Consider the following 23,231-nt stretch of genomic DNA (forward strand, 5'->3'; position numbering starts at 1 on the left):
ACGCCCACCCTACGGCCCCGCCCCCTCCGTAGTTCCATGCGCCTGATCCCCGGAGGGTGGGTGGAGACGGCACCGTGCTCGGGCCATTCGTTGGCGCGGCGCTGTCCAGGTGCCCAGCCGTCACTGCCAACCACCCCCCTCCGGGGATCAGGCGCGACAACCTACGGAGGGGGCGGGGGTGCAGGGGTGGGTGTTCTGGACTGTGGAGCATATTTGGGTGCGGCACCCGGGGTAAGCGATGGACAGCACCGGAGGCACCTAAATGTGCTGTCCAGAATGGCCAGCCCCGGAGGCCCCGAACCCGGCCCAGGAACACACGCGCGTCGGGGTAACTGACTTCACAGGGCGCACGGGAGGGCGGGCGGGGAAAAAACCTGGCGGCGCCGCAGGTATACGGTGAGGCAGAATCGGAAGAGACCGTACTCCGCGATGGAGAAAAAGACCGTGCCGCCAACCCTCGCCTCGCTTCTGCGGAACCCCGCCCTGAAGCTGACCGCCCTCGCCGGAGGCGACCACGCGGACGCGGCGACCGTCCGCTGGGTGCACACCAGCGAGCTGGACGACCCCGCGCCGTACCTGGAGGGCGGGGAGCTGCTGCTGACCACCGGCCTGAAGCTGGACATGGGCTCGCCGGACGCGCTCGCGCAGTACGTGACCCGGCTGGCGCGGGCCGGCGTCGTGGGGCTCGGCTTCGGCGTGGGGCTGAGCCACGAGACCGTGCCGGAGGCGCTCGTGGAGGCGGCGGAGGCGCACGGGCTGCCGCTGCTGGAGGTGCCGCGCAAGACGCCGTTCATCGCCATCAGCAAGGCCGTGTCGGCGGCGATAGCCGCGGAGCAGTACCAGGCGGTGACGGCCGGCTTCGAGGCGCAGCGGGAGCTGACCCGGGCCGCGCTGGCGCCGGACGGGACGAGCGCGCTGCTGGCCCGGCTCGCGGCGCACCTGAACGGCTGGGCGGCGCTGTACGACGCGTCCGGCGCCGTGGTGGCCGCCGCCCCGGACTGGGCCGGCCGTCGCGCCGCACGGCTGGCCGGCGAGGTGGACCGGCTGCGCGGGAAGCCGGCACCGGCGAGCGCGGCCGTGGCGGGCCCGGCGGGCACGGAGGACCGGGTGCAGTTGCAGTCGCTCGGCACGGGCCGCCGCCCGCGCGGTTTCCTCGCGGTGGGGACGGAGGAGCGCCTGGACACCTCCGCCCGCTACATCGTGCACGCGGCCGTGGCCCTGCTGACGCTGTCCCTGGAGCAGTCCCGCACGTTGCAGGACACCGAGCAGCGGCTCGGCGGCGCGCTGCTGCGGATGCTGCTCGTGGGGGAGGCCGAGCACGCCCGTACGGTGGCGGGCCGGCTGTACGGCGGGCTGCTGGAGGCGCCCGTGCGTGTCCTGGTGGCCGAGCCCGCGGAGACCGCCGTCGAGGCCGTGGGCCTGCTGGCCGAGCGGGTGGAGGCGGCCTCGCTGCGCTCCGCCGAGCCGGTGCTGGCGGTGCGCGACGGCAACCGGCTGACGGTCCTGGCCTCGGCCGACGGCGCGGTGCTCGCCGCGGCCCTGGCGGCGCTGGACAGCGACGACGACCTCGTGGCGGGGCTGTCGGCCGCGGTCGGTTCCGCGGCCGTGCCCGCCGCCCACGAGCAGGCCGGGCGGGCGCTGGCGGTCGCGCGCCGCCGTGGCCGCAGCCTGGTCGAGCACGACGAGGTCGGCTCGGGTTCGGTGCTGCCGCTGCTGAGCGAGGACGCCGTACGGGCGTTCTCGGACGGGTTGCTGCGCCCGCTGCGGGAGCACGACGCCACCGCCCGCGGCGACCTCGTGGCCTCACTGCACGCGTGGCTGTCCCGGCACGGCCAGTGGGACGCCGCCGCGGCCGACCTCGGGGTGCACCGGCACACGCTGCGGTACCGGATGCGGCGCGTGGAGGAGATCCTGGGCCGCTCGCTGGACGACCCGGACGTGCGGATGGAGCTGTGGCTCGCACTGAAGGCCGCCGGCCGCTGACGGCGCGTGCCGAAACGGCGCATCGCGCCGGGTTTGCACTCCGCGGTGGACAAGCCCGTCCGGGCGCCGCCCGTCCTACCGTGTCCGCATGAGCACCTCCACCGCCTTCTGGCTCGCCGGCCGCCCGGTCACCGGCGAGGACAGCTTCGATGTCGTGAACCCGTACGACGGCAGCGTCGTCGCCTCGGTCGGCGTGCCGACCGAGGACCAGGTCGAGGAGGCGGTCGCGGCCGCCAAGGCGGTCGAGGCGGAGTTCGCCGGCACGCCCGCGCACGTGCGCGCCGCCGCGCTGGACCACGTGTCCAAGCGGCTGGCCGAGCGCACCGAGGAGATCGCGCGCCTGATCACCGCCGAGAACGGCAAGCCGCTCAAGTGGGCGCGCGGCGAGGTCGGCCGCGCCGTCTCGGTGTTCCGCTGGGCCGCGGAGGAGGCGCGCCGCTTCAACAGCGGTGAGGCGCAGCGTCTGGACACCGACGCGGGCGGTGTGGGCCGTCTCGCGCTGACCCGCCGGTTCCCGCGCGGCAGTGTGCTCGGCATCGCGCCCTTCAACTTCCCGCTCAACCTGGTGGCGCACAAGGTCGCCCCGGCGATCGCCGTGGGCACGCCGATCATCCTCAAGCCGGCGCCGTCCACGCCGCTCTCGGCCCTCGTGCTGGGCGAGATCCTCGCCGAGACCGACCTGCCGGCCGGTTCCTGGAGCGTGCTGACGGTTCCCAACGACCGGATGCCCGCGCTGGTCCAGGACGAGCGCCTGCCCGTCATCTCCTTCACCGGCTCCGACCGGGTCGGCTACCAGATCATGGACTCGGTGCCGCGCAAGCACACCACCTTGGAGCTCGGCGGCAACGCCGCCGCCGTCGTCCTAGCGGACTGGTCCTCCGAGGAGGACCTGGAGTGGGCGGCGAGCCGCATCGCGACGTTCGCCAACTACCAGGGCGGCCAGTCCTGCATCTCCGTGCAGCGGGTCGTCGCGGACGCGGCGGTGTACGACCGGCTGGTGGAGAAGGTCGTGGCCAAGGTCAGGGCCCAGGTCTCCGGGGACCCGTCGGACGAGGCGACCGACGTCGGCCCGCTGATCGACGAGAACGCCGCCCGGCGCGTCGAGTCCTGGGTCGAGGATGCCGTGGCCAAGGGTGCCAAGCTGCTGACCGGCGGGGGGCGCGACGGTGCCGCCTACGAGCCGACCGTGCTGGCCGACCTGCCCGCCGACGCGATCATCGCCACCGAGGAGGTCTTCGGCCCGGTGCTGTCGCTGCACAGGGTCGACGGCACCGACGAGGCGTTCGCCGTGGTCAACGACTCCAAGTTCGGCCTGCAGAGCGGCGTCTTCACGCACGACCTGCAGACCGCCTTCCGCGCCCACCGGGAGCTGGAGGTCGGCGGGGTCATCATCGGCGACGCGCCCTCCTACCGCGCCGACCAGATGCCCTACGGCGGCGTCAAGGACTCGGGCGTCGGGCGTGAGGGCGTCAAGTACGCGATGGACGACTACACCTATGAGCGCGTGCTCGTGCTGACCGGGCTCGCCCTCTAGACCATCCCTCCAGCGGCCGGGGCGCATGTGCGGTGCGCCCCGGCCGCGCCGTTCTCCCCGACTCTCCGTGAGGCGCTGGCCCTTGGAGTCCGGCCGGCGGGGCGGCCCGCGCGTTCACCCGGGTGGAGCCGGGCGCCGGGGCGAATCCCCTGGGGCCGGTGCGGCTGCCCCGGGGCGCCTCCGCTCCGCCGCCGCGCGGGAGGTGCCGGACGGTCTCGCGGACAGGTCCCCCCGGGGACCCTCACAGCTGCCCGGACCTCGAAGAACACTCCGCGGAGGCCCTGCTGACGCTGCGTCAGTCACGTTCGGTGTGCCGCCCCGCTCCTGCTCCCACGGTGCTCGCCGCCGACGCCCGGTGCGTCCGGCCGCCGTGCTGCCCGGGACGGCCGCCGGGCACCGCGGGTCCGGCCCGTCGTGCGCGAGGGCTGGTGACCATGCCGGAACCGGGGTACTAACGAACACGTAGCACCGGTCGGTAACGACGCGAGGTGATGCCCCCATGTCCGCAAGTTCAGCCCGCCCCACCGTCTCGGAACGCGAAGCACGCCAGGTCGCCGAGGCAGCCCGGGAACAGGAATGGCGCAAGCCCAGCTTCGCCAAGGAACTGTTCCTGGGACGCTTCCGGCTCGACCTGATCCACCCCCACCCCACACCGTCGACCGAACAGGTCCAGCGTGGCGAGGAGTTCCTGGCCAAGCTCCGCGACTTCGTCGAGACGAAGGTGGACGGCGCGCTGATCGAACGCGAGGCGCGCATCCCCGACGAGGTCATCACCGGGCTCAAGGAGCTCGGCGCCCTCGGCATGAAGATCGACCCCAAGTACGGCGGCCTCGGTCTCACGCAGGTCTACTACAACAAGGCGCTGGCCCTGGTCGGGTCCGCCAGTCCCGCCGTCGGCGTGCTGCTCTCCGCCCACCAGTCGATCGGCGTGCCCCAGCCGCTGAAGATGTTCGGCACCCCGGAGCAGAAGGAGCGGTTCCTGCCGCGCTGCGCCCGGACCGACATCTCCGCCTTCCTGCTCACCGAGCCCGACGTGGGCTCCGACCCGGCGCGCCTGGCCACCACGGCGGTTCCGGACGGGGACTCCTACGTTCTCGACGGCGTCAAGCTGTGGACCACCAACGGCGTCGTGGCCGATCTGCTGGTCGTCATGGCCCGGGTGCCGAGGAGCGAGGGCCACAAGGGCGGCATCACCGCCTTCGTGGTCGAGGCGGGCTCGGAGGGCATCACCGTCGAGAACCGCAACTCCTTCATGGGTCTGCGCGGTATCGAGAACGGCGTCACCCGCTTCCACCGGGTGCGGGTCCCCGCCGAGAACCGCATCGGCCCCGAGGGCTCCGGCCTGAAGATCGCCCTGACCACCCTCAACACCGGCCGCCTGTCGCTGCCCGCGTCCTGCGTCGCGGCCGGCAAATGGTGCCTGAAGACCGCCCGCGAGTGGTCGGTGGCCCGTGAGCAGTGGGGCAAGCCGATCGCCGAGCACGAGGCCGTCGGATCGAAGATCGCCTTCATCGCGGCGACGACGTTCGCCCTCGAGGCCGTCATGGAGCTCTCCAGCCAGATGGCCGACGAGAACCGCAACGACATCCGCATCGAGGGCGCGCTCGCCAAGCTCTTCGCGTCCGAGATGGGCTGGGTCATGGCCGACGAACTCGTCCAGATCCGCGGCGGTCGCGGCTTCGAGACCGCCGAATCGCTCGCCGCGCGCGGCGAACGCGCCGTGCCGGCCGAGCAGTTGCTGCGCGACCTGCGCATCAACCGGATCTTCGAGGGCTCGACGGAGATCATGCACCTGCTGATCGCCCGCGAGGCCGTCGACGCCCACCTGTCGGTGGCCGGCGACCTCATCGACCCCGACAAGGCCCTCGGCGACAAGGCCAAGGCGGGCATGAAGGCCGGCGGCTTCTACGCCCGCTGGCTGCCCAGGCTCGTCGCGGGCCCGGGCCAGCTGCCGGTGTCGTACGGCTCCTTCCACCCGTCGGGCCACCCCGACCTCGCCGTGCACCTGCGGTACGTGGAGCGCAGCGCGCGCAAGCTCGCCCGCTCGACCTTCTACGCGATGTCCCGCTGGCAGGGCCGGATGGAGACCAAACAGGGCTTCCTCGGCCGTGTGGTGGACATCGGTGCCGAGCTGTTCGCGATGAGCGCGGCCTGCGTCCGCGCCGAGATGCTGCGCACCCGCGGCGAGAACGGGCGCGAGGCCTACCAGCTCGCCGACGCCTTCTGCCGCCAGTCGCGGCTGCGGGTGGAGGAGCTGTTCGGGCGCCTGTGGGCCAACACCGACACCATCGACCGCAAGGTGGTCACCGGCGTGCTCGGCGGCGCCTACACCTGGCTCGAATCCGGCATCGTCGATCCCTCGGGCGACGGCCCGTGGATCGCCGCGACCGACCCCGGACCCTCCGGCAAGGAGAACGTCCACCGGCCGATCCGCTGAACGGCCGGCCGCAGCCGAGGGCACCGCTTCCCGGAGGCGGTGCCCTCGGCGTGCCGCGGACCCGACACAATAGGGGGATGACCGACTCTCTCGCCGACCCGCACCTGCGGCCGACCGGACCGGACACGGCCACCGCCGCCCACGACGGTCCCCGCGACATCGTGATCCTCGGCTCGACCGGATCGATCGGCACCCAGGCCATCGACGTCGTGCTGCGCAACCCCGACCGCTTCCGCGTGGTCGCGCTGTCCGCGGCCGGCGGCCGGGTCGGGCTGCTCGCCGACCAGGCGCTGCAGCTGGGCGTCGAGGCGGTCGCCGTCGCCGACGAGCAGGCCGAGGGCCCGCTCCGCGAGGCCCTCGCCGAGCGGTACGGGAGCGAGCCGCTGCCCGAGGTGCTCGTGGGCCCGGACGCGGCGACCGAGCTGGCCCGCCGGCCGTGCCACTCGGTGCTGAACGGCATCACCGGCTCGATCGGGCTGCGCCCGACGCTGGCCGCCCTGGAGGCGGGCCGCGTGCTGATCCTCGCCAACAAGGAGTCGCTGATCGTCGGCGGCCCCCTGGTGAAGGCGCTGGCCAAGCCCGGCCAGATCGTGCCCGTGGACTCCGAGCACTCCGCGCTCTTCCAGGCCCTGATGGGCGGCGCCCGCTCCGAGGTCCGCAAGCTCGTCGTCACGGCCTCCGGCGGCCCCTTCCGGGGGCGGACCAAGGAGGAGCTGGCCGGGGTCACCCCGCAGCAGGCGCTGGCCCACCCCACCTGGGACATGGGACCGGTGGTGACCATCAACTCCGCCACCCTGGTCAACAAGGGCCTGGAGGTCATCGAGGCCCACCTGCTCTTCGACATTCCCTTCGACCGCATTGAGGTCGTCGTCCACCCGCAGTCGTATGTCCACTCGATGGTGGAGTTCACGGACGGTTCGACACTGGCCCAGGCCAGCCCGCCGGACATGCGGATGCCGATCTCGCTGGGCCTCGGCTGGCCCGAGCGGGTGCCCGACGCCGCGCCGGGGTGCGACTGGACGAAGGCCGCGACCTGGACCTTCTTCCCGCTCGACGACGAGGCGTTCCCGGCGGTGGCGCTCGCGCGCCGCGTCGGTAGCCTCGGGGGTACCGCCCCCGCGGTGTTCAACGCGGCCAACGAGGAGTGCGTGGCCGCGTTCCTCGCGGGCACGCTGCCCTTCACCGGCATCGTGGACACTGTCGCGCGGGTGGTGGAGGAACACGGCACCCCCGCGGCGGGAACTTCTCTCACGGTCGAGGACGTCCTCGAAGCGGAGAGCTGGGCACGGGCCCGTGCCCGGGAACTGGCTGCGGAACAAGCGGAGCAGGCGACAACGGAGGCGGCACGCGTATGACGGCACTCATGTGGGTCCTGGGGCTCGCGGTGTTTTTCGTGGGTCTGCTGGTCTCCATCGCCTGGCACGAACTCGGCCACCTCTCCACCGCCAAGCTCTTCAAGATCCGCGTTCCCCAGTACATGGTCGGCTTCGGGCCGACCATCTGGTCGCGGCACAAGGGCGAGACCGAGTACGGCGTCAAGGCCGTCCCGCTCGGCGGCTACATCCGCATGATCGGCATGTTCCCGCCCGGTGACGACGGCCGGATCACCGCCCGGTCCACCTCGCCCTTCCGCGGGATGATCGAGGACGCCCGGTCGGCGGCGTACGAGGAACTGAAGCCGGGCGACGAGACCCGGATGTTCTACACGCGCAAGCCGTGGAAGCGCGTGATCGTGATGTTCGCCGGGCCCTTCATGAACCTGATCCTGGCCTTCGGGCTCTTCCTGATGCTGTTCATGGTCTTCGGCCTCCAGACCCAGACCACGACGGTCGGCTCGGTCTCCGACTGCGTCATCCCCGCGTCCGACACCAAGGCCCTGGACGCCAAGGACCCCTGTGCGCAGGGCAAGTACCCGGCGGCGCCCGCCAAGGCGGCCGGACTGCAGAAGCGCGACAAGATCGTGGCCCTGAACGGGGTCAAGGTCGACGACAGCCAGTGGTCGGTGCTGCAGCAGGAGATCCGCAAGACGATCGGCCCCGCCACCATCACCGTGGTGCGCGACGGGAAGACCGTCGACCTGCACGCGAACCTGATCGCCAACAAGGTCGTCAAGACCGACAGCCAGGGCCTCGTCGTCAAGGACCAGTACGTCCAGGCCGGGTTCCTCGGCTTCACGCCCGCCAACGGCGTGGTGCGGCTGGGCTTCGGCGAGTCGGTCGACCACATGGCCACGACGGCGGAGGACGGCGTCCGGTCGCTCGGAGCGCTTCCCGGCAAGATCCCCGCCCTGTGGAACTCGGTCTTCAACGGCGCCGAGCGCCAGCCCGACTCCCCGGTCGGCATGATCGGCGCGGCCCGCCTGGGCGGCGACGTCTTCTCGCTGCCCCTGCCGGCCACGCAGAAGATCGCCCTGATGGTGAACCTGCTCGCCGGGGTCAACCTGGCCCTCTTCCTGTTCAACATGCTGCCGCTGCTCCCGCTGGACGGCGGCCACATCGCGGGCGCCCTGTGGGAGTCGCTGCGGCGCAACCTCGCCCGTGTCTTCCGGCGCCCCGACCCGGGCCCGTTCGACGTGGCGAAGCTGATGCCGGTCGCCTACGTGATCGCCGGCGTCTTCATCTGCTTCACGGCCCTGGTCATGGCCGCGGATCTCATCAATCCGGTGCGTTTGACCTAGGCGCGATGTCCTCGGCGTGGGTGGGGTGACGTAGTCTCGTTCAACGGAGCCCGCCCATGCCGCCGGGACCTCGATCCGCGTACTTTGGGGATGCCACGCACATGACCGCGATTTCGCTCGGGATGCCGTCCGTTCCGATCAAGCTCGCCGACCGCCGCAAGAGCCGCCAGATCCAGGTCGGATCCGTGGCCGTCGGCGGCGACGCACCGGTCTCCGTCCAGTCCATGACCACCACCGTCACCGCGGACATCGGCGCCACGCTGCAGCAGATCGCCGAGCTCACCGCCTCCGGTTGCCAGATCGTGCGGGTCGCCTGCCCCTCGCAGGACGACGCCGACGCCCTCGCCACCATCGCCAGGAAGTCGCAGATCCCGGTGATCGCGGACATCCACTTCCAGCCGAAGTACGTGTTCGCGGCGATCGACGCGGGCTGTGCGGCGGTGCGGGTGAACCCGGGCAACATCCGGCAGTTCGACGACAAGGTGAAGGAGATCGCCAAGGCGGCCTCCGACGCCGGCACCCCGATCCGGATCGGCGTGAACGCCGGTTCCCTGGACAGGCGCCTGCTGGAGAAGTACGGCAAGGCCACGCCCGAGGCGCTGGTGGAGTCGGCGCTGTGGGAGTGCTCGCTGTTCGAGGAGCACGGCTTCCGTGACATCAAGATCTCGGTGAAGCACAACGACCCGGTCGTGATGGTCAACGCCTACCGGTTGCTGGCGCAGCAGTGCGACTATCCGCTGCACCTGGGGGTCACCGAGGCGGGCCCGGCGTTCCAGGGCACGATCAAGTCGGCGGTGGCGTTCGGCGCGCTGCTGAGCGAGGGCATCGGGGACACGATCCGGGTGTCGCTGTCGGCTCCTCCGGCGGAGGAGGTCAAGGTCGGTATCCAGATTCTGGAGTCGCTGAACCTGCGGCAGCGGCGGCTGGAGATCGTGTCGTGCCCGTCGTGCGGGCGGGCGCAGGTGGATGTGTACAAGCTGGCCGATGAGGTGACGGCGGGTCTGGAGGGCATGGAGGTCCCGCTGCGGGTCGCGGTGATGGGCTGTGTCGTCAACGGCCCGGGTGAGGCGCGTGAGGCGGACCTGGGGGTGGCCTCGGGCAACGGCAAGGGGCAGATCTTCGTGAAGGGCGAGGTCATCAAGACCGTGCCGGAGTCGAAGATCGTGGAGACCCTCATCGAGGAGGCCATGAAGCTCGCCGAGCAGATGGAGGCCGACGGCATCGCCTCCGGTGAGCCCTCCGTCTCCGTCAGCTGACCCTCCTCCCGCATGCGCACCGTCCCGCCCCTGCCGCCGCTCCCGTCCCGGGATGCGGGCGGCAAGGGCGGAACGCGCTGCGGCGGGGTAAAGTTCGGGGACTTCCCCGACCACCGAGGCCCGTACGGTGAGGCGCCCACGTGTTGACGACCACGACGACCAAGGTTCTGGAACCCGGAGAACTCGACGCCGTCCTCGCGGTACTCGACCGGGACCCGGTGGCCAACGCCTTCGTCGCCTCCCGGGTCGCCGTCGCCGGGCTCGACCCGTGGCGGCTCGGCGGCGAGTTGTGGGGCTGGTACTTCGGCGGCCGGCTGGAGGCCCTGTGCTACGCGGGCGCCAACCTCGTCCCCATCTGCGCCGGCCCCGAGGCCGTGCGCGCCTTCGCCGACCGGGCGCTGCGCTCGGGCCGCCGCTGCTCGTCGATCGTCGGCCCCGCCGATTCCACCGCCGCCCTGTGGTCGCTGCTCGAACGGAGCTGGGGACCGGCCCGTGAGATCCGGGCCCGCCAGCCGCTGATGGTCACCCGGGCCCTGCCCGCCGACGTCGAACCCGACCCCGGCGTGCGCCGGGTGCGGCGCGACGAGCTGGACCTGATCATGCCCGCGTGCGTGGCCATGTTCACCGAGGAGGTCGGCGTCTCCCCGCTCGCCGGCGACGGCGGCCTGATCTACCAGGCGCGGGTCGCCGAACTCGTCTCCACCGGGCGCTCGTTCGCCCGCATCGAGGACGGCCGGGTGGTCTTCAAGGCCGAGATCGGCGCCGTCACCCGGCACGCCTGCCAGATCCAGGGCGTCTGGGTCGACCCCGACTACCGCGGCCAGGGGCTCTCCGAGACCGGCATGGCGGCCGTGCTCAACTACGCGCTGCGTGACGTCGCGCCCGTGGCCAGCCTCTACGTCAACGACTTCAACGCGCCTGCCCGGGCCGCCTACCGGCGCGTCGGGTTCACCGAGGTCGGCGCTTTCATGAGCGTCCTGTTCTAGTAGTGTCGCCGCCCATGGATGACGTGGCGGTCGAGCCGATCGACCTGGCGGCGCGGGTGGACGAGGCACTGGCCGTCCAGGCGGTCGCCTTCGGGCTGGGCGCGGAAGAGGTCGCCATCCGCCACCAGATCGTGCTGCGCCACCTCGGCTTCCCCGGTGTCCGCGCGCTCGGCGCCCTCGCCCCGGACGGACGGCTGGCGGGCTTCGTCTACGGCATGCCCAACCACCGCACGCACTGGTGGTCCACCGTCGTCGAGCCCTACCTGCGCCGCACCGGCACCGACGACTGGCTCGACGACGCCTTCACCATCACCGAGCTGCACGTCCACCCCGACTTCCAGTGCCGCGGCATCGGGCGCGCGCTGATCACCGCCATCACCGACGCCGCCGCCCAGCCGCGCAGCATCCTGTCCGCCATCGACACCGAGAGCCGGGCCCGGCGCCTCTACCGCACCCTCGGCTACACCGACCTCGCGCGGCCGGTGCACTTCCCCAGCGCCACCAAGCCGTACGCCGTCATGGGCGCCTGGCTGCCGCTCCTGCGGTAAACGCGTTTCCGGCCGTGCCCGGTGGGTCGATATCCTCGCCGCAACGGCACGAAACCCCCTGGAGAGCCCCATGGTCCTGCGCATGTCCCGGCTGCTGCTCAAGACGCTGCGCGACGACCCGGCCGACGCCGAGACCGCGAGCCACAAGCTCCTGGTCCGGGCCGGATACGTCCGCCGCTCCTCGGCGGGGGTGTGGACCTGGCTGCCGCTCGGCAAGCGGGTCCTGGAGAACGTCTCGCGTGTCGTCCGTGAGGAGATGGACGCCATCGGCGGCCAGGAGGTCCTCCTGCCCGCACTGCTCCCGCGCGACAACTACGAGGTGACGGGCCGCGCCGGCGAGTACGGCGACCTGCTCTTCCAGCTCCGCGACCGCAAGGGCGCCGACTACGTGCTCGGCCCCACGCACGAGGAGATCTTCACCCAGCTGGTCAAGGACCAGGCCGCGTCCTACAAGGACCTGCCGGTGATCCTCTACCAGATCCAGACCAAGTACCGCGACGAGGCCCGGCCCCGCTCCGGCGTCCTGCGCGGCCGCGAGTTCCAGATGAAGGACTCCTACTCCTTCGACACCACCGACGAGGGCCTGGCCGAGGCCTACCGCCTGCACCGCGAGGCGTACATCAAGATCTTCTCCCGCCTCGGCTTCGACTTCCGGATCGTCTCCGCCGTCTCCGGCGCCATGGGCGGCTCGGCCTCCGAGGAATTCCTCGCCCCCGCCGCGGCGGGCGAGGACACCTTCGTGGACTGCCCCGCGTGCGACTACGCGGCCAACACCGAGGCCGTCACCACCGTGGTGCCCCCGGTCGAGGGCGTGGACCACCCGGCCCTGGAGGAGGTGGACACCCCCGGCACCCCGACCATCGAGACGCTGGCGGCGCACCTGGGTGTCCCGGCCTCCGCGACGCTGAAGAACCTGCTGGTCAAGGTCGACGGCGAGATCGTCGCCGTCGGCGTCCCCGGCGACCGCGAGGTCGACCTCGGCAAGCTCGGCGAGCACCTCGCCCCGGCCGAGGTCGAACTCGTCACCGCCGAGGACTTCGCCGACCGCCCCGACCTGGTCCGCGGCTACGTCGGCCCGCAGGGCCTGACCGGCGTCCGCTACCTCGCCGACCCCCGCGTCGCCCCCGGCACCGCCTGGGTCACCGGCGCCAACAAGCCCGACACGCACGCCCGCAACGTCGTCGTGGGCCGCGACTTCGAGGTCGACGAGTACCTCGACGTGGTCACGGTCGAGCCCGGCGACCCCTGCCCGCGCTGCGGCGCCGGCCTCAAGCTGGACCGGGCCATCGAGATCGGCCACATCTTCCAGCTCGGCCGCAAGTACGCCAACGCCTTCGAGCTCGACGTCCTCGGCCAGAACGGCAAGCCCGTCCGGGTCACCATGGGCTCCTACGGCATCGGCGTCTCCCGCGCCGTCGCCGCGCTCGCCGAGCAGACCGCCGACGCGCAGGGCCTGTGCTGGCCGCGCGAGATCGCCCCGGCCGACGTCCACATCGTCGCGGCGGGCAAGGCCCTGCAGACCGAGCTGGCGCTCGAGGTCGCGGAGAGGCTGAACGCCGCGGGCGTGCGGGTCATCGTCGACGACCGTGCGGGGGTCTCGCCCGGCGTGAAGTTCACGGACGCGGAGCTGCTCGGGGTGCCGACGATTCTGGTGGTCGGGCGGGGGGCGGGCGAGGGTGTCGTCGAGCTCAAGGACCGGCGGTCCGGGGAGCGCGAGGAACTCTCCGTGCCGGACGCGATTGCGCGCCTCTCCGCGTAGCCGCGCCTTGCGGGGGCGCCCCTTCGTCGGGGGTTCCCCCGCCCGCCCTCCCGGGTGCCCTGTGAAGTCAGGGACCCCGGCGCGCGTTTCGTGGGGTGCCGGGTTCGGGGCCTCCGGGGCTGGGCATTCTGGACAGCACATTTAGGTGCCTCGGGCACTGTTCCTTGATCGCCCCGGGTCATGCACCCAAATATGCTCCACAGTCCAGAACACCCACCCCTACGACCCCGCCCCCTCCGTGGGTTGTCGCGCCTGATCCCCGGTGGGGGGTGGTTGGCGGTGACGGCTGGGCACCTGGTCGGCGCTGCGCCAATGGGTGGCCCGAGCGCGGTGCCGTCTCTACCCTCCTCCGGGGATCAGGCGCATGACGAGACGGAGGGGGCGGGGTCGTAGGGGTGGATGTTCTGGACGGTGCGGCATATTTGTGCGCACTGTCCGGGTCGGGATGGGATGAGCAGGTGCTGGAAAGGCGCGTAAATATGCCAGTCCAGGACGTGCAGCCCCGGAGGCCCCGAACCCGGCCCACCCCGCACGCGCGCCGGGGCACCTGACCTCGCCGGGCTGGGGGCAACCCCGGCCGGAGGTTGGGGGAGGGCGGGCGGCGGGAAAACGTCGTCAGAGGAGGCCCGCGAATTCCAGGAGGAGCTCGCCGGAGGGGCGGTCGGCGACGGAGAACGCCCAGACGCCCGCCTCGACCGCGCGGAAGAGGGCCCAGCCGCGGACCCGGTCCCGGTCCACCTCGAGCGCGTCGGAGAGTTTGGCGACCCGCCGCCGCGCGGCCGCCTGCGCGCCCGGGGCGGCCAGCAGCGTCTCCAGGCGGTCGCGGACGAGCCACCCGAGGTCGAACGCGGGGTCGCCGACGAGCGGCTTGGGGTCGATGGCGAGCCAGGGGACGCGGTCGGCGGAGAGCACGTTGCCGTGGTGGTAGTCGCCGTGCAGCAGCATCGCCTCGGGCTGGGACCCGCCCGTCAGGGCGTCCCGTATCGCGAGGGCCTCGTCGACGAGGGGGCGCGCCTCCACGTCGACGTACGGGTGGGCGGCCCGCTCCCGCAGCCGGGCCGCGAGCCCGGCGGTGTGGTCGGCCACGGACGTGAAGGGGTGGGCGTCACCCGGCGGTACCCACAGCCGCTGGAGCGTGGCGCAAGCTTCCAGCATCGCCTTGGCCTCGGGCAGCGAGCGCAGCGAGACGTCGCCGTGGAGGCGTTCCATGAGGAGGACGCCCTCGTCGGGGTCGGCGCGCAGCAGCCGTACCGCGCCGCGTCCGTCCCAGCGGGCGAGCGCGGCGTGCTCGTGCCGGGTCTCGTCGGTGACGAGGCCGAGTTTGAGCGTGGCGGGGGTGTCGTCGGCCCGGCGGACCAGGACGACCATGCTGATCTGGCCGCCGGGAGAGAGCACCCGTTCCGGTCGCAGGTCCCACCGCGCGAGATGGTCCGCGGCGCGCTCGGGGAGCGCGGCGAGCCAGGCGCGGCCCGGGTCGCCCTCCCAGGCGCTGACGGTGCGGATCAGCCGCTCGGGCGGTTGGAGGTGCTGCGGTGCCGGGGTCATGCGGGGGGTCGTCCCTCCTGCGGATCGGGTCTACCGGCCGCGCTCGGCCAGACCCGGGAAGGCTACGCTCCCGCCGCGCCAGCCCACGGCACGCACCGCGGCCTCGCGGAGCGCGTCGGCGGCCTCGCGGCGCAGGTCGGCGGTGGCGGCGCGGACGAGGTCGGCGTAGACGCCGGCGACCCGGTCCTCCAGTTCGGCGGCGAGGCGGACCGCCGCCGCCCGGTCCGGCACCGGGAAGGGCAGCGTGTAGGCCGCCGAGGCCGCGACGGGTTCGCCACCCAGGTCGGTGACGGTACGGCGCAGGGAGTCGCGGCGGGCGCGGTGGGCGTCGTAGCCGGCGGCGGCCCGCCCCGTGGGGTCGTCACCGATGCGGGCGCCGACCACGCCGTAGCCGTAGACGGCGGCGTGCTCGGCGGCGAGGGCAGCCTGGACGGCCGCGAGCGGCTGCTGCTGTGCCATGGGCGGGTCAGTTCTCCTTGAGCAGCAGGACGTGCCCGGCGCCGCACGCGGCCACCGAGGCGAGCAGGCGGGCGAGTTCGGGCGGGGCGTCGAGCAGCGCGCCGGCCCGTTCGCCGGCGAGGGTCCGTTCGGCGGTGGCGAGGGCGGCCAGTGCCGCACCCTCGCGCGGGGGCACGGAGACGGTGGGCGACGGGGTGGGCGAGGGCGACGAGACGGGCGCGCGGCGCGTCGGCGGCCCGAACGCCGCTACGTGCCGGGCCACTTCGGCCCGCAGCGGCCGCAGCCGCGTCGCGAGCCGCGGGTGGGCGGCGATCGTGGCGTCGTAGCGGGCGAGCAGCGCACTGCTGTCCCGGGCGGCCCGCTCGCGCAGGATCAGGACCGGGTCGGGGGAGGGCGAGGACGGCCCCGGCGCACCGGAACGATGCCCCTGCCGGTCGGAGCAGCCGCCGAGCAGCCCGGCCGCGGCCGGCAGGACGGGCAGGACGAGAGCGGTGCGGACCGCGCGCCGGCGCGGCATGTTCCTGAGTGGCACAAAGCCCCTTCCCGTGATCACCACCGGAGAGGGTACCGGCGCCGGGGGCGCACCTCGCGACGGCGCCCTCCACAGTGCCGAATCGTCGTTCCGGCACCCGAACCGATAGGCTTTGGGCCGACACACGACCTTCCACCACAACAGCACACGCGGCCGAGGAGTCACCCGGATGAGCACCACCCAGAGCGAGAGGCTGCGCGGGCTGCTTGAGCCCCTCGTCGCGAAGACGGGGCTGGATCTGGAAGAGATCAAGGTGACGGCGGCCGGGAACCGGCGCCAGCTCCAGGTGATCGTGGACTCCGACGAGGGCGCTCCGCTGGACACCCTCGCCGAGCTCAGCCGGGAGATCTCGCAGGCACTGGACGACGCCGACGCCATGGGCGGCACGCCGTACCTGCTGGAGGTCTCCTCCCCGGGCGTGGACCGCCCGCTCACCGAGCCGCGGCACTTCCGGCGCAACGAGGGCCGGCTGGTGAAGCTGACCAGGACCGACGGCGACGAGCTGGTCGCGCGGATCATGGCGGTGGACGAGGACGGTCTCGACCTCGAGGTCCCGGGTGTCAAGGGGCGCAAGCCCAAGCCCGCCCGCATCGCCTTCGGCGAGATCGCCAAGGCGCGGGTGGAGATCGAATTCAGTCGCAAGGACCCGGCCGATGCCGACACCGACGGCGACGAGAGCACTGAGGAGGCGTAGCCGTGGACATCGACATGAGTGCCCTGCGGGGTCTGGTCCGGGAGAAGGAGATCTCCTTCGAACTGCTGGTCGAGGCGATCGAGTCGGCGCTCCTCATCGCGTACCACCGCGAGCCCGGCAGCCGCCGCAACGCGCGGGTGGAGCTGGACCGCACCAACGGCCATGTGACCGTGTGGGCCAAGGAGGACGCGGCGGAGACCCCCGAGGGCGCCGAGCCCCGGGAGTTCGACGACACGCCGAGCGGCTTCGGCCGGATCGCGGCGACCACCGCCAAGCAGGTGATCCTCCAGCGGCTGCGCGACGCCGAGGAGGAGATCACCTTCGGCGAGTACGCGGGCCGCGAGGGCGACATCGTCACCGGTGTGGTCCAGCAGGGCAAGGACCCGAAGAACGTACTGGTCGACATCGGCAAGCTGGAGGCCATCCTGCCGGTGCAGGAGCAGGTCCCCGGCGAGGACTACAAGCACGGCACGCGTCTGCGCTCGTACGTCGTCCGGGTCGCCAAGGGTGTGCGCGGTCCGTCCGTGACGCTGTCGCGCACCCACCCGAGCCTGGTGAAGAAGCTTTTCGCGCTGGAGGTCCCGGAGATCGCGGACGGGTCCGTGGAGATCGCGGCCATCGCCCGCGAGGCCGGCCACCGCACGAAGATCGCGGTGCGCTCGACGCGTTCGGGGCTGAACGCCAAGGGCGCCTGCATCGGCCCGATGGGCGCGCGGGTGCGTGCCGTGATGGCCGAACTGAACGGCGAGAAGATCGACATCGTCGACTGGTCGGACGAACCGGGTGAGATGGTGGCGAACGCCTTGTCACCCGCTCGGGTGAGCAAGGTGGAGATCGTCGACATGGGCGCGCGCTCGGCCCGGGTGACCGTGCCGGACTACCAACTCTCGTTGGCGATCGGCAAGGAAGGGCAGAACGCCCGCCTGGCAGCACGGCTCACGGGCTGGCGGATCGACATCCGCCCGGACACCGAGCCGGCCGAGCAGTAGCACCCGTTGGCAATCGAGGATCAACCGTGCGCCGCATAACCCAGAGGGGTGAGGTCGGCGCGGGGAGGTAGACTAAAGATGTCTGGCCGGACGCACGGCCCAGCACGCCCGGAGCGCACATGCATCGGCTGCAGGGAGCGGGCGGCCAAGCACGATCTGCTGCGTGTGGTGGTGGTCGGGGGCTCCTGTGTCCCCGATCTTCGCGGTACGCTGCCCGGTCGGGGTGCCTATGTGCACCCCGACACCGTCTGTTTCGACCTGGCGGTCCGCCGCCGGGCGTTTCTGCGGGCCTTCCGGGCCCAGGGACCGCTGGACACCGCGGAACTCCGCGATCATGTCGAACAGGCGACACTGTGAGTGAGCAAGGAGAGCGCACGGGCAACCGTGCGATCAGGTACCCCGCGAGTTGGAAGTAGGTCGAGATTGCGATGAGCACTCGATGAGCACGCGATGAGTACGCCCATGAAGTAGCGACGGTCCGGCGGACGACCACCCCGGACCTCATGAAGGAGCGAAGTGGCTAAGGTCCGGGTATACGAACTCGCCAAGGAGTTCGGAGTTGAGAGCAAGGTCGTCATGGCCAAGCTCCAAGAACTTGGCGAATTCGTCCGTTCGGCGTCCTCGACGATCGAGGCGCCGGTTGTTCGCAAGTTGACTGACGCACTGCAGGGTCCCGGTGGCGGTTCCGCCTCGGGCAAGCCCTCCGCCGCCAGGCCCGCGGCGCCGCGCAAGGCAGCGCCCGCAAAGCCGGCCGCACCCACTCCGGGCGCGCCGGCCCGTCCCGCTGCCCCGGCCCCCAAGCCGGCGACGGGATCCGCCCCCACCACCCCGCGGCCCGCGGCCGGCTCCGCGCCGACCCCCGGTCCGCGCCCGACGCCGGCCCCCAAGCCGGCTCCGGCCAAGCCCGCGCCGGTCACCCCGGTGCCGCAGGCGGAGTTCTCCGCCCCGCCGGCTCCGCAGCAGACCCCGGCCCCCGAGCGTCCGGCTGCCGAGCGTCCGGCCCCGGCCGAGCGCGCCGAGCGCCCTGCCGCGCGTTCCGGTCAGCCCGGCCCGCGTCCCAGCAGCGCGCCGCGTCCCGGTCAGCGGGACGGTCAGCGTGACGGCGGCCGTGGCCAGGGCGGCCCCGGCGGTGCGCGTCCGGGCGGCCAGGCGCCGCGTCCGGGTGGTGCCGCACGTCCGGCCGGTCCCCGTCCGGGCAACAACCCCTTCACCTCCGGCTCGACCGGCATGCCGCGCCCGCAGGCGCCGCGTCCGGGCGGCGGAGCCCCCGGCCAGCCCGGCCCGCGCCCCGGTGGCGCCCCGGGTGCCGCCGGTCCGCGTCCGGGTGGCGCGCCGCGTCCCGGCGGCGGTGCCGCGTCCGGTCCTCGTCCGACCCCGGGCGGGATGCCCCGTCCGCAGGGCGGCGGTCCTCGTCCGAACCCCGGCATGATGCCGCAGCGTCCCGCCTCCACGGGTGGCGGCCCCGGCCGTCCCGGTGCCGGTGCGGGTGCCCGTCCGGGCCCGCGTCCCGGTGGTGGCGGCGGCGCCGGTCGTCCCGGTGGCGGCGGCGGCTTCGCCGGTCGTCCCGGTGGTGGCGGTGGCGCTGGTCGTCCCGGTGGCGGCGGCGGCTTCGGCGGCCCGCGCCCCGGTGGCGGTGCCCCCGGTGCCGGTGGTGGCGGCGGCTTCGCCGGCGGCGGTGGCCGTCCCGGCTTCGGCGGTCGTCCCGGTGGTCCGGGTGGCCGTGGTGGCACGCAGGGTGCCTTCGGCCGTGGCCCCGGTGGCCGTCCGGCCCGTGGCCGCAAGTCGAAGCGTGCGAAGCGCCAGGAGTACGAGGCCATGCAGGCCCCGTCCGTCGGCGGTGTGATGCTGCCTCGCGGCAACGGCGACACCGTGCGCCTGTCCCGTGGCGCGTCGCTGACCGACTTCGCCGAGAAGATCGGCGCCAACCCGGCGTCGCTCGTCCAGGTGATGCTGAACCTCGGTGAGATGGTCACCGCGACCCAGTCCGTCTCCGACGACACGCTGCAGATGCTTGCCGACGAGATGAACTACACCCTCCAGGTCGTCAGCCCGGAGGAGGAGGACCGCGAGCTGCTCGAGTCCTTCGACATCGAGTTCGGCGAGGACGAGGGCGGCGAGGAAGCGCTCGTCGCGCGTCCGCCGGTCGTGACCGTCATGGGTCACGTCGACCACGGAAAGACCCGCCTGCTCGACGCGATCCGCAAGACCAACGTGGTCGCGGGCGAGGCCGGCGGCATCACCCAGCACATCGGTGCCTACCAGGTGGCCACCGAGGTCAACGGCGAGCACCGGGCCATCACCTTCATCGACACCCCCGGTCACGAGGCGTTCACCGCCATGCGTGCCCGTGGTGCCAAGTCCACCGACATCGCGATCCTCGTGGTGGCGGCGAACGACGGCGTCATGCCGCAGACGATCGAGGCCCTGAACCACGCCAAGGCGGCCGAGGTGCCGATCGTGGTCGCGGTCAACAAGATCGACGTCGAGGGCGCGGACCCGACGAAGGTGCGCGGTCAGCTGACCGAGTTCGGCCTGGTGGCCGAGGAGTACGGCGGCGACACCATGTTCGTCGACATCTCCGCCAAGCAGGGCCTGAACATCGACAGCCTGCTGGAGGCCGTGGTCCTCACCGCGGACGCCGCGCTCGACCTGCGCGCCAACCCGGAGCAGGACGCCCAGGGCATCGCGATCGAGGCCCACCTCGACCGCGGCCGCGGCGCCGTGGCGACCGTCCTGGTCCAGCGCGGCACCCTGCGGGTCGGCGACACCATGGTGGTCGGCGACGCGTACGGCCGTGTCCGGGCCATGCTCGACGACACCGGCAACACCCTCGAAGAGGCGGGCCCCTCGACCCCGGTCCTGGTGCTCGGTCTCACGAACGTGCCGGGTGCCGGCGACAACTTCCTGGTGGTCGACGAGGACCGTACGGCCCGTCAGATCGCCGAGAAGCGCGCCGCCCGCGAGCGGAACGCGGCCTTCGCCAAGTCCCGCCGCCGGGTCAGCCTGGAGGACCTGGACAAGGTGCTCAAGGCCGGCGAGGTCCAGCAGCTCAACCTCATCATCAAGGGCGACGCGTCCGGTTCGGTCGAGGCCCTGGAGTCCTCGCTGCTCCAGCTCGACGTCGGCGAGGACGTGGACCTGCGCATCCTCCACCGGGGTGTCGGTGCGGTCACCGAGACCGACGTCACCCTGGCGGCGGGCTCCGACGCGATCATCATCGGCTTCAACGTGCGGGCCGAGGGCCGTGCCACGTCGCTGGCCGAGCGTGAGGGCGTCGACGTCCGCTACTACTCGGTGATCTACCAGGTCATCGAGGAGATCGAGGCGGCGCTCAAGGGTCTGCTCAAGCCGGAGTACGAGGAGGTGGAGCTCGGCACCGCCGAGATCCGCGAGGTCTTCCGCTCCTCCAAGCTCGGCAACATCGCCGGTGTGCTCATCCGCTCCGGCGAGGTCAAGCGCAACACCAAGGCGCGCCTCCTGCGCGACGGCAAGGTCGTCGCCGAGAACCTCAACATCGAGGGTCTGCGGCGCTTCAAGGACGACGTCACCGAGATTCGTGAGGGTTACGAGGGCGGTATCAACCTCGGCAACTACAACGACATCAAGATCGACGACGTCATCGCGACCTACGAGATGCGCGAGAAGCCGCGCGTCTGATCGCTGGTGCCGTGTCCGGGGCCGGTCGGTGGAAGAGAAATTCCGTCGATCGGCCCCGGCCGTTGCCTTTAGTGTGGTGCTTACTGTTCGCAGTGTTCGCACTGTTCGCTACGAGGCCCCACAGGTCGGCTTGACCTGACGCCCATGTTTGTAGGGACGCTGTCCTTCGACCTGCTTCTCGGCGACGTCCGGTCGCTCAAGGAGAAGCGCTCCGTCGTCCGGCCCATCGTGGCCGAGCTGCACCGCAAGTTCGCGGTCAGCGTGGCGGAGGTCGACCACCATGATCTTTACCGCAGGGCCGAAATCGGCGTGGCGGTCGTGTCCGGGGATCTCGGGCACATCAATGACGTACTCGGACGCTGCGAGCGATGGATGGTCGCGCGTCCCGAGGTGGACCTGCTGTCGGCGCGGCAGCAGATCCACGGGGACGACGACTGACACTCACGTACCGAAGAGTGAAGAGTAGAGAGAAGAGCAGGCATGACCGACACCGCGCGGGCGCGCAAGCTGGCGGACCGCATCCGGGTCGTGGTCGCCGAGACCCTCCAGCGGCGGATCAAGGACCCGCGGCTGGGCTACGTCACGATCACGGACACCCGGGTCACCGGTGACCTTCGGGAGGCGACCGTCTTCTACACGGTCTTCGGGGACGACGAGGAGCGTGCCGCCTCGGCGGCGGCGCTGGAGAGCGCCAAGGGCGTCCTCCGCTCGGAGGTCGGACGGCAGACGGGCGTGCGCTTCACGCCCTCCCTGACGTTCGTCGCCGACGCGATCCCGGAGAACGCGCGCACCATCGAGGACCTGCTCGCCAAGGCGCGCGCGGCCGACGAGGAGGTGCGCAAGAGCGCCACCGACGCCGCGTACGCCGGCGAGGCCGACCCCTACCGCAAGCCGGCCGAGGACGGTGAGGACGGGGACGAAGGCGAGGACGCGGGCGAAGGCGAGGACGCGGGCGAAGGTGCCGGCACCGACGCCGGCGCGGACGGCGCCGAGGGCGCCGGGGGCGAGAACCGATGAAGGACGGGCTTGTCATCGTCGACAAGCCGGGCGGTATGACCTCGCACGACGTCGTGGCCCGGCTGCGCAGGCTCGCCGGGACCCGGCGGGTCGGCCACGCCGGCACGCTCGACCCCATGGCGACCGGTGTCCTGGTCATCGGCGTGGAGAAGGCCACCCGGCTGCTCGGGCACCTCGCGCTCACCCGCAAGGAGTACGAGGCCACGATCCGGCTCGGCCAGACCACCGTCACGGACGACGCCGAGGGCGAGATCACGGCCGCGGTCCCCGCGGGCGCGGTCTCCCGCGAGGCCGTCGACGCGGGCATCGCCGCGCTGACGGGCGACATCATGCAGGTGCCGTCCAAGGTCAGCGCGATCAAGGTGAACGGCGTCCGCTCGTACGCGCGCGTGCGCGGCGGCGAGGACTTCGAGCTGGCCGCCCGGCCGGTGACGGTGTCCTCGTTCGTGGTGCGCGACGTGCGGCGCGAGGGCGACGACCTCGTGGACGTCGACGTCACGGTCGAGTGCTCCTCCGGCACGTACATCCGCGCTCTCGCGCGGGACCTGGGCGCGGGACTGGGCGTCGGCGGCCACCTCACCGCGTTGCGGCGCACCCGGGTCGGGCCCTACGGGGCAGGCCTCGCCCGCACGCTGGAGGAACTGGCCGAGTCCTTCGCGGTCCTCCCCATCGCGGAGGCTGCGGCGGCTGCGTTCCCCCGCTGGGACGTCGACGAGCGGGCGGCGCGGCTGCTCGGCAACGGCGTCCGGCTGGACGCGCCCGACACGGTGGGGGCGGAGCCGACGGGGGTCTTCGGGCCGGACGGGCGCTTTCTCGCGCTGGTCGAGGGGCGCGGGGGCCAGGCCCGCATCCTGGCGAACTTCGCATAGCCGCGCCTTGCGGGGGCGCCCCTCCGTCGGGGGTTCCCCCGCCCGCCCTCCCGGGTGCCCTGTGAAGTCAGGTGCCCCGGCGCGCGTTTCGTGGGGTGCCGGTGTCGGGGCCTCCGGGGCTGGGCATTCTGGACAGCACATTTAGGTGCCTCGAGCACCCTGGATTGATCACTCCGGGTCGTGCACCCAAATATGCTCCACAGTCCAGAACACCCACCCTCCCCCAGCCTCCGGCCGGGGGTGCCCCCAACACCCCCGCCCCCTCAGGTGAGCTCTCGCGCCTGATCCC

At 72.4% G+C, this 23,231-nt stretch carries 19 protein-coding genes; 16 read left to right on the forward strand and 3 right to left on the reverse strand.

What is annotated here, in order from left to right:
• Positions 1 to 444 precede the first annotated feature (444 nt).
• The 9 genes from ACFYXS_RS09625 to ACFYXS_RS09665 all read left to right on the forward strand — a co-directional run bounded on the left by ACFYXS_RS09625 (position 445) and on the right by ACFYXS_RS09665 (position 13,180).
• Positions 445 to 1,983: a PucR family transcriptional regulator gene (locus ACFYXS_RS09625; protein WP_389245848.1), complete on the forward strand. Its 1,539-nt coding sequence runs from the start codon at positions 445 to 447 to the stop codon at positions 1,981 to 1,983.
• Between the two features lie 88 nt (positions 1,984 to 2,071).
• Positions 2,072 to 3,517 (forward strand): aldehyde dehydrogenase family protein, encoded by a 1,446-nt coding sequence (locus ACFYXS_RS09630; protein ID WP_389245673.1) that lies wholly within the window; start codon positions 2,072 to 2,074, stop codon positions 3,515 to 3,517.
• A gap of 499 nt (positions 3,518 to 4,016) precedes the next feature.
• A complete protein-coding gene (locus tag ACFYXS_RS09635) occupies positions 4,017 to 5,954 on the forward strand; it encodes an acyl-CoA dehydrogenase family protein (protein ID WP_389245675.1) in 1,938 nt (645 codons plus the stop codon).
• A gap of 77 nt (positions 5,955 to 6,031) precedes the next feature.
• The gene (gene dxr, locus ACFYXS_RS09640; RefSeq protein WP_389245677.1) at positions 6,032 to 7,309 is read left to right on the forward strand and encodes a 1-deoxy-D-xylulose-5-phosphate reductoisomerase; all 1,278 of its coding nucleotides are present in this window, start codon (positions 6,032 to 6,034) and stop codon (positions 7,307 to 7,309) included.
• The gene (locus ACFYXS_RS09645; RefSeq protein ID WP_389245679.1) at positions 7,306 to 8,631 is read left to right on the forward strand and encodes a M50 family metallopeptidase; all 1,326 of its coding nucleotides are present in this window, start codon (positions 7,306 to 7,308) and stop codon (positions 8,629 to 8,631) included. The genes dxr and ACFYXS_RS09645 overlap by 4 nt, the downstream gene beginning before the upstream one ends.
• 101 nt (positions 8,632 to 8,732) lie before the next feature.
• A complete protein-coding gene (gene ispG / locus ACFYXS_RS09650; protein WP_389245681.1) occupies positions 8,733 to 9,887 on the forward strand; it encodes a flavodoxin-dependent (E)-4-hydroxy-3-methylbut-2-enyl-diphosphate synthase in 1,155 nt (384 codons plus the stop codon).
• A 140-nt stretch (positions 9,888 to 10,027) separates the two neighbouring features.
• On the forward strand, positions 10,028 to 10,873 hold the full coding sequence (locus tag ACFYXS_RS09655; protein ID WP_389245683.1) for a GNAT family N-acetyltransferase: 846 nt from the start codon (positions 10,028 to 10,030) through the stop codon (positions 10,871 to 10,873).
• A gap of 14 nt (positions 10,874 to 10,887) precedes the next feature.
• Positions 10,888 to 11,421, forward strand: a complete 534-nt coding sequence (locus tag ACFYXS_RS09660) for a GNAT family N-acetyltransferase (protein ID WP_389245685.1) — start codon at positions 10,888 to 10,890, stop codon at positions 11,419 to 11,421.
• 70 nt (positions 11,422 to 11,491) lie between these two features.
• A complete protein-coding gene (locus ACFYXS_RS09665; RefSeq protein ID WP_389245687.1) occupies positions 11,492 to 13,180 on the forward strand; it encodes a proline--tRNA ligase in 1,689 nt (562 codons plus the stop codon).
• Between the two features lie 615 nt (positions 13,181 to 13,795).
• Here ACFYXS_RS09665 and ACFYXS_RS09670 read toward each other — a convergent pair.
• From ACFYXS_RS09670 to ACFYXS_RS09680, 3 genes are read right to left on the reverse strand one after another with little or no spacing between them, the layout of a single operon-like run.
• Complete coding sequence (locus ACFYXS_RS09670) at positions 13,796 to 14,725, reverse strand: aminoglycoside phosphotransferase family protein (protein ID WP_389245689.1); 930 nt, start codon at positions 14,723 to 14,725, stop codon at positions 13,796 to 13,798.
• Positions 14,726 to 14,755: 30 nt separating this feature from the next.
• Positions 14,756 to 15,184 (reverse strand): ferritin-like domain-containing protein, encoded by a 429-nt coding sequence (locus tag ACFYXS_RS09675; protein ID WP_389245691.1) that lies wholly within the window; start codon positions 15,182 to 15,184, stop codon positions 14,756 to 14,758.
• A 7-nt stretch (positions 15,185 to 15,191) separates the two neighbouring features.
• Positions 15,192 to 15,701, reverse strand: coding sequence for a hypothetical protein (locus tag ACFYXS_RS09680; protein WP_389245693.1), 510 nt, complete (start codon positions 15,699 to 15,701; stop codon positions 15,192 to 15,194).
• Between the two features lie 184 nt (positions 15,702 to 15,885).
• Between ACFYXS_RS09680 and rimP the strand changes: the two genes are divergently transcribed.
• From rimP to truB, 7 genes are all read left to right on the forward strand, one after another.
• Positions 15,886 to 16,410 carry a ribosome maturation factor RimP gene (rimP, locus tag ACFYXS_RS09685; protein WP_319665371.1) on the forward strand — a complete coding sequence of 175 codons (525 nt, stop codon included), beginning with the start codon at positions 15,886 to 15,888 and terminating at the stop codon, positions 16,408 to 16,410.
• 2 nt (positions 16,411 to 16,412) lie between these two features.
• Positions 16,413 to 17,399, forward strand: coding sequence for a transcription termination factor NusA (nusA, locus tag ACFYXS_RS09690; protein ID WP_319665370.1), 987 nt, complete (start codon positions 16,413 to 16,415; stop codon positions 17,397 to 17,399).
• A 78-nt stretch (positions 17,400 to 17,477) separates the two neighbouring features.
• Positions 17,478 to 17,756, forward strand: coding sequence for a YlxR family protein (locus ACFYXS_RS09695; RefSeq protein WP_389245696.1), 279 nt, complete (start codon positions 17,478 to 17,480; stop codon positions 17,754 to 17,756).
• 159 nt (positions 17,757 to 17,915) lie between these two features.
• Complete coding sequence (gene infB / locus ACFYXS_RS09700; RefSeq protein ID WP_389245699.1) at positions 17,916 to 21,056, forward strand: translation initiation factor IF-2; 3,141 nt, start codon at positions 17,916 to 17,918, stop codon at positions 21,054 to 21,056.
• A 144-nt stretch (positions 21,057 to 21,200) separates the two neighbouring features.
• Positions 21,201 to 21,494: a DUF503 domain-containing protein gene (locus ACFYXS_RS09705; RefSeq protein ID WP_319665367.1), complete on the forward strand. Its 294-nt coding sequence runs from the start codon at positions 21,201 to 21,203 to the stop codon at positions 21,492 to 21,494.
• A 42-nt stretch (positions 21,495 to 21,536) separates the two neighbouring features.
• Positions 21,537 to 22,073, forward strand: coding sequence for a 30S ribosome-binding factor RbfA (gene rbfA, locus ACFYXS_RS09710; protein ID WP_389245701.1), 537 nt, complete (start codon positions 21,537 to 21,539; stop codon positions 22,071 to 22,073).
• A complete protein-coding gene (gene truB / locus ACFYXS_RS09715) occupies positions 22,070 to 22,942 on the forward strand; it encodes a tRNA pseudouridine(55) synthase TruB (protein ID WP_389245703.1) in 873 nt (290 codons plus the stop codon). Before rbfA ends, truB begins: the two co-directional genes overlap by 4 nt.
• Positions 22,943 to 23,231 lie beyond the last annotated feature (289 nt).

The organism is Streptomyces sp. NPDC002574 (genome assembly GCF_042889545.1).
Lineage (GTDB): Bacteria > Actinomycetota > Actinomycetes > Streptomycetales > Streptomycetaceae > Actinacidiphila.

Coding starts and splice junctions, on each gene's coding strand:
- ACFYXS_RS09705 (WP_319665367.1), top strand. CDS start 21,201: ATGTTTGTAGGGACGCTGTCCTTCGACCTGCTTCTCGGCGACGTCCGG.
- ACFYXS_RS09630 (WP_389245673.1), top strand. CDS start 2,072: ATGAGCACCTCCACCGCCTTCTGGCTCGCCGGCCGCCCGGTCACCGGC.
- ACFYXS_RS09645 (WP_389245679.1), top strand. CDS start 7,306: ATGACGGCACTCATGTGGGTCCTGGGGCTCGCGGTGTTTTTCGTGGGT.
- ACFYXS_RS09670 (WP_389245689.1), bottom strand. CDS start 14,725: ATGACCCCGGCACCGCAGCACCTCCAACCGCCCGAGCGGCTGATCCGC.
- ACFYXS_RS09695 (WP_389245696.1), top strand. CDS start 17,478: ATGTCTGGCCGGACGCACGGCCCAGCACGCCCGGAGCGCACATGCATC.
- ACFYXS_RS09665 (WP_389245687.1), top strand. CDS start 11,492: ATGGTCCTGCGCATGTCCCGGCTGCTGCTCAAGACGCTGCGCGACGAC.
- ACFYXS_RS09660 (WP_389245685.1), top strand. CDS start 10,888: ATGGATGACGTGGCGGTCGAGCCGATCGACCTGGCGGCGCGGGTGGAC.
- ACFYXS_RS09635 (WP_389245675.1), top strand. CDS start 4,017: ATGTCCGCAAGTTCAGCCCGCCCCACCGTCTCGGAACGCGAAGCACGC.
- ACFYXS_RS09675 (WP_389245691.1), bottom strand. CDS start 15,184: ATGGCACAGCAGCAGCCGCTCGCGGCCGTCCAGGCTGCCCTCGCCGCC.
- truB (WP_389245703.1), top strand. CDS start 22,070: ATGAAGGACGGGCTTGTCATCGTCGACAAGCCGGGCGGTATGACCTCG.
- dxr (WP_389245677.1), top strand. CDS start 6,032: ATGACCGACTCTCTCGCCGACCCGCACCTGCGGCCGACCGGACCGGAC.
- rbfA (WP_389245701.1), top strand. CDS start 21,537: ATGACCGACACCGCGCGGGCGCGCAAGCTGGCGGACCGCATCCGGGTC.
- rimP (WP_319665371.1), top strand. CDS start 15,886: ATGAGCACCACCCAGAGCGAGAGGCTGCGCGGGCTGCTTGAGCCCCTC.
- ACFYXS_RS09680 (WP_389245693.1), bottom strand. CDS start 15,701: ATGCCGCGCCGGCGCGCGGTCCGCACCGCTCTCGTCCTGCCCGTCCTG.
- ispG (WP_389245681.1), top strand. CDS start 8,733: ATGACCGCGATTTCGCTCGGGATGCCGTCCGTTCCGATCAAGCTCGCC.